Origin of the sequence: Subdoligranulum sp. APC924/74 (assembly GCF_003324125.1) — a bacterium.
Classification (GTDB): Bacteria; Bacillota; Clostridia; order Oscillospirales; family Ruminococcaceae; genus Gemmiger; species Gemmiger qucibialis.
The window spans coordinates 1-4,804 of record NZ_PSQF01000148.1 but is presented as its reverse complement, the minus strand read 5'-3'; the positions used below and the strand labels follow the sequence as shown (position 1 = coordinate 4,804).

Genomic DNA, 4,804 nt, shown 5'->3' with positions numbered 1-4,804 from the left:
TTGGCAACGCAGATGCCGTGCCGCAGCTGCCGGAGCGGTGCTTAAGCCGCAAGGCGGGAATTGTGCGGTGTTGCCTTAAGCCTATCCCCTGCCATGGTATGCGGTGGAACGGCATTTCTTGCACTTCTGCCGGAATAAACTGCGTGCCGCGCATGGCGTTCAGGCGCGGCACACAGCTGGGGTGTATCTGAAAAGTCGAAAATTCAGTCTATTTCTACAAGCACAGCGGGATTTTGCGTTAAAAAGCCTTAAATCCTGCTTGTATTTGCGAAACATCCGTCCTTTTCTTTGTTTTCAGATACACCATAAAGAGGGGCTGCGCCCAGGCAGGCTTACGCCCGTCTGCCGCAATCAGACCTCCATGATCTCCTGATTTTTACGGGCGCAGGTTGCGTCAATTTCTTTAACGAACTTATCGGTCAGCTTCTGGACCTCTTCTTCCAGGTTCTTCTGGTCGTCCTCGGTCAGCTCGCCAGCCTTTTTCTGGGCTTTGAACTTATCCATGGCATCGCGGCGGACATTGCGCACAGCGATCTTGGCTTCTTCGCCCTGCTTCTGCACATCCTTGGTCAGCTGCTTGCGACGTTCCTCAGTGGGGGCCGGAAACACCAGGCGGATGGTGTGGCCGTCATCAATGGGGTTGATGCCGATATCGCTGGTCTGGATTGCCTTGGAGATTGCCTTGATCAGGGTACCATCCCAAGGGGTGATGGTCAGGATGCGGGCTTCGGAAACAGCCACGGATGCAACCTGCTGGACCGGCGTCGGGCTGCCGTAATAATCCACCATTACTTTATCCAGGATGCCGGGGTTTGCGCGGCCTGCACGGATGGAGGTCAGCTCGCGGTCGAGATGGGCAACGCAGTTGTTCATTTTTTCTTCGTAAATTTTGGTCGTGCTGCTCATGAGGGTTTTCTCCTTTTTCGATATATAAATTAGGGGTTAAAATACTTTGCGGTTACTCGCGCACAATGGTGCCCACGTTTTCGCCCCGCAGGGCACGGGCAATGTTGGCGGGCTCGTTCAGGTCAAACACCACAATGGGCAGACCGTTGTCACGGCAGAGGGTTGCGGCGGTGGAGTCCATAACAGCCAGGCGCTCGTCCAACACACGGGTAAAGGTCAGCGTATCATACTTGACGGCATCGGGGTACTTGTGGGGATCCTTATCATACACGCCGTCCACCATAGTTGCCTTGAACATGGCGTCTGCACCGATTTCCAAGGCGCGCAGGGCGGATGCGGTATCAGTAGAGAAGATGGGGTTGCCGGTGCCGCCGCCGAACACGACGATCTTGCCTGCTTCCAGCTCAGCGATTGCCTTATCGCTGCGGAAGGTATCGGCCACCTGCGGCATGGCGGAGCTGGTCATAACAACAGCGGGCACACCCTGCTGGCGCAGGGCATCCTTGACGGCAATGGCGTTCATCACGGTTGCCAGCATACCGATCTTGTCTGCATCCATGCGATCCATTTTGCCGGAGGAACGGCCGCGCCAGAAATTGCCGCCGCCAACCACGATGCCGATCTGTGCGCCAAGGTCATACGCTGCCTTGATGCCCGCGCAGATAGAAGCAATGGTAGCTTCATCAAAACCGGTGCCTTTTTCGCCGGAAAGTGCTTCGCCGGAGACTTTCAAAAGAATACGTTTATATTGAACTGCCATATTCAAACACCACCTGTATTTTCCGGGCACAGCCGCCGCTGCCGGGTTTTCCCAAACTGCACCCATATTATCTTTTCCCTTGTATTTTACAATAGTTTGCGCTCAAAGTAAAGCCGTTGTTTGAAAAAAGAAAAATTGACATAATTACATTTTGTTTTCCGCTTGCCGCACAGAAAAACAGCGGCGCACCGGGTGCGCCGCTGTACAAATTATATTTATTGCTTATGGCAACACCGCACAATTCCCGCCTGACGGCTTAAGCACCGCTCCGGCGGCTACGGCACGGCATCTGCGTTGCCAAAATGCTCGATAATACACAAAGTATTATCTGCGCTTTTGGCTTAGCAGCTGCCGTGCCTCGCTCGCCGTATCGGCACTTAGAATTGTGCGGTATTGCCTTATGATTTCCGGCTTTGCTTTTCGACTGCAGGATGGTGTCTTTTATCAGCTTTGGCAGCCGCATCAAATCTTTTTGGGCGGCAGGGTCGCACGGAATTCTTCCCGCAGGCGGGCTGCGCCGCTTTCGGGGCGAGGTGTGCGCAGCACATTATGGGTGCCGAACGCTGCCAGCGGTTCCGGCGGCAACGTCATGCGCAGCACGGTTTCCTGGTTTGCTGCGGTTTCCAGCCGCCAGCCCAAATTTTGGGCGCAGCGGTATACCAACAGCAAACCGGTGCACCCGTTGGCAAGGGCTTCCGGTGTCTGAACACCAGCCAACTGGGCGCAGGCGGCCTCCGGCCAGATCCTGCCGTCATGGTATTCCAGCGTGCGTCCGGTGCAGCTTATCGTAATTTTTGCCGCCGGGTTTGCCCGCAGAGAATTGGAAAACAGGTTGGCAAACATCGTTTGGACGATAGCCAAATCAATCTGCGCCCAAACCGGCTGGTTCTGCGGCATGGGCTGCAAGTGCACCCGGCCGGTAACGGCGCATTCTTCCAGCTCATGGTTGGCGGCATCACACAGCTGAGCCAGGTACGCCGTCATTTCCTGCACAGTCCAGTTCAGCTGCCGGGGCGGCTGGCTTTGCGCCACAAGATCCGCCGCATTATCCGCCAAACGTTCCAGGCGGAAAATGCGCTGTTTCATCTCTTCCAGCAGCGGTGCTGCCATATCCTGTACATCAGGGGTGGCAGCGTGCACAAGATAATTCTGCAAGGCATCCACAGTGCTTTGCAGCAGGCAGAAATCCGCAAAAAAGCGGCCTTTCAGCCCCCCGCGCAGCTGCAGTTCATCCGCTGCATCTTCCTGCTGCGGGTGCAGGGCATCGGGCAGTGTATGTTCCGGCATAGGAAGCTTCTCCTTTTATAGCGCTGGATATGCCCGTTTATCTGCTGCTGTCAGCAGCGCAGGTCATGGTGCGTACGTGCGATCACCGCTTCCAGCAGTTCACTTACCGTCAGGCGATCCTGCGGGCTCTTGCCGTTGCGCTCGCACAGCATCTGGTAAGCCGGCGTATTGCTTTTGTACAGCCGTGCATTCAGGCGTTCCAGAGCCGAGCGCACCGCCGGGCCATTTACGCCAAACGGCTCCCCTGCTTTGGTGCACAACTCCCCCAGGGAACACGCCTGGCGGTCGCAGACCGCAATATACACGGCTTCCTGCAGGTAATTGATACCATAATATACACGGCTTCCTGCAGGTAATTGATACCATAGGCCAGGTTTTTGTAGCAGCCAAGGGTGCGCAGCTGAGCCGTAACGCTCTCATGCACCAGGTAACGGTTCAGCCGCGGGCCGCTTGCTGCTGTTTGATACACCGTATCAAATAATTCGGGCAAACTATATGGTTTGAATATAGTACACTCGGCCCCCAATGTCAATATTTTTTCAATTTGGGGCGCTGCACTGGGCATCAGGGTTACAATAATATGCGGTTCGTACTCAATCTGCTGTTGGCGTATGCTGCGCAGCAGTGGAAAAATTGTGGTATCACTCAAAACCGAATCCAGCACCAGAACTTCCGGCCGCAGGCCGCCTTGCAGCATATGCAATACTTCTGCGCCGGAATCAATGATTGCGCTTGCCTCAATGGCATCATTGGTTTCTGCATACAGGCGGATCATCTTGCGCTGGGCTGCATCACTGTCTGCAAACAGTGCGGTCACACGTTCGACCAGCTTTTCTTCCGTCATTCTTGTTTCTCCTACCGGGGCAAGGCATCACATACGGTCCCCCTGCATTTTAACATTCTTTCGCAGCTTTTTGCTGCGCATTTGGTTCAGGTGCTCAGCAGCCTGCGTTCAGCACTTCAACCTGCCCCACTGTGCAGCAATCAGCCAGCACATCTGCGGCCTGGCTGGGCATTACGGCGTTTTCGTATAAGTATTGCAACAGGTTCCGGGCGCGGCACTCCATATCTGCGGGGAAGGTACAACGCACAGCGGGGCCCGCCTCCCCGCTCACCAAAATGCGCAGCTCCGGGCCACATTGCCACAGGGTATAATACACACGCGTTTCCGCCTGTAATCCTTCAATGTAACTGAACAATCGGGTTTGCTTTGTCAGCAGTCTGTTTACCTTGCTTCTGCCTGCTTTTCCACAATGATCCTCCACGGTTTTAGGGCCTCCTTTTCCCTGCCGGTACGCTAATCCACCCCGCCGCAGCATAAGCAGACTGTTACCATGTGTAACCTTTTATAGTTGCTCTCTCATTGTATTGCGCCTGCTACCCAGGCTGTTATCCCTCTGCTTTTGGCAGGTCCAGGCTGCAAGCCTTGCCCGCCGCATGGTTAATATTGTATTAAGGTTACTATATACAGCCGCACGGCAAAAAGTCAAGGCTTTTGGGGTATACGGTTTTGTACGGTTAGTGCAATTTTAGAACCATATATTTTATTTTATCATATACGCGTTATTATTAGAAGCAAATATTATTCGTCCGTCGATATATGCCGATTTTTGCAGACCTCAGGCCAGGAATTGCCGTTGTTTTATTGTTGTGCTCTTGTTGTAAAAGGAACGCCGCACAGATGGCCGGCGACGTTGGGGATCGTGGGTATTCTGTTTTCTAAGGCAACACCGCACAATTCTAAGTGCCGATACGGCGAGCGAGGTACGGCAGATGCTAAGCCAAAAGCGCAGATAATACTGGATGCTGCAAAGGTGAGCGCCGCCAGTGGCGGAAACAGCGAACCGAAGC

The 4,804-nt window shown here is 54.2% G+C and carries 7 protein-coding genes; all 7 read right to left on the bottom strand.

Annotation, left to right across the window (positions count from 1 at the left end):
* Positions 1–351: 351 nt before the first annotated feature.
* Positions 352–906: a ribosome recycling factor gene (gene frr / locus C4885_RS15485; protein WP_114001195.1), complete on the bottom strand. Its 555-nt coding sequence runs from the start codon at positions 904–906 to the stop codon at positions 352–354.
* Between the two features lie 52 nt (positions 907–958).
* Positions 959–1,666 carry a UMP kinase gene (gene pyrH / locus C4885_RS15480; RefSeq protein ID WP_114001196.1) on the bottom strand — a complete coding sequence of 236 codons (708 nt, stop codon included), beginning with the start codon at positions 1,664–1,666 and terminating at the stop codon, positions 959–961.
* Between the two features lie 462 nt (positions 1,667–2,128).
* Positions 2,129–2,953 carry a HAMP domain-containing histidine kinase gene (locus C4885_RS15475; protein ID WP_114001194.1) on the bottom strand — a complete coding sequence of 275 codons (825 nt, stop codon included), beginning with the start codon at positions 2,951–2,953 and terminating at the stop codon, positions 2,129–2,131.
* Between the two features lie 50 nt (positions 2,954–3,003).
* A complete protein-coding gene (locus C4885_RS16330; protein WP_147237872.1) occupies positions 3,004–3,213 on the bottom strand; it encodes a hypothetical protein in 210 nt (69 codons plus the stop codon).
* Positions 3,180–3,797: a response regulator gene (locus C4885_RS15470; protein ID WP_114001193.1), complete on the bottom strand. Its 618-nt coding sequence runs from the start codon at positions 3,795–3,797 to the stop codon at positions 3,180–3,182. Before C4885_RS15470 ends, C4885_RS16330 begins: the two co-directional genes overlap by 34 nt.
* A 94-nt stretch (positions 3,798–3,891) precedes the next feature.
* Positions 3,892–4,113 (bottom strand): hypothetical protein, encoded by a 222-nt coding sequence (locus tag C4885_RS15465; protein ID WP_147237871.1) that lies wholly within the window; start codon positions 4,111–4,113, stop codon positions 3,892–3,894.
* A 482-nt stretch (positions 4,114–4,595) separates the two neighbouring features.
* The coding region (locus tag C4885_RS16855) for a hypothetical protein (RefSeq protein WP_207657611.1) at positions 4,596–4,804 on the bottom strand (209 nt) is incomplete at its 5' end.

What these genes read in the sequence shown, in the direction of transcription:
- frr (WP_114001195.1), bottom strand. Translation starts at nt 906, where the DNA reads ATGAGCAGCACGACCAAAATTTACGAAGAAAAAATGAACAACTGCGTT.
- C4885_RS15475 (WP_114001194.1), bottom strand. Translation starts at nt 2,953, where the DNA reads ATGCCGGAACATACACTGCCCGATGCCCTGCACCCGCAGCAGGAAGAT.
- C4885_RS15470 (WP_114001193.1), bottom strand. Translation starts at nt 3,797, where the DNA reads ATGACGGAAGAAAAGCTGGTCGAACGTGTGACCGCACTGTTTGCAGAC.
- pyrH (WP_114001196.1), bottom strand. Translation starts at nt 1,666, where the DNA reads ATGGCAGTTCAATATAAACGTATTCTTTTGAAAGTCTCCGGCGAAGCA.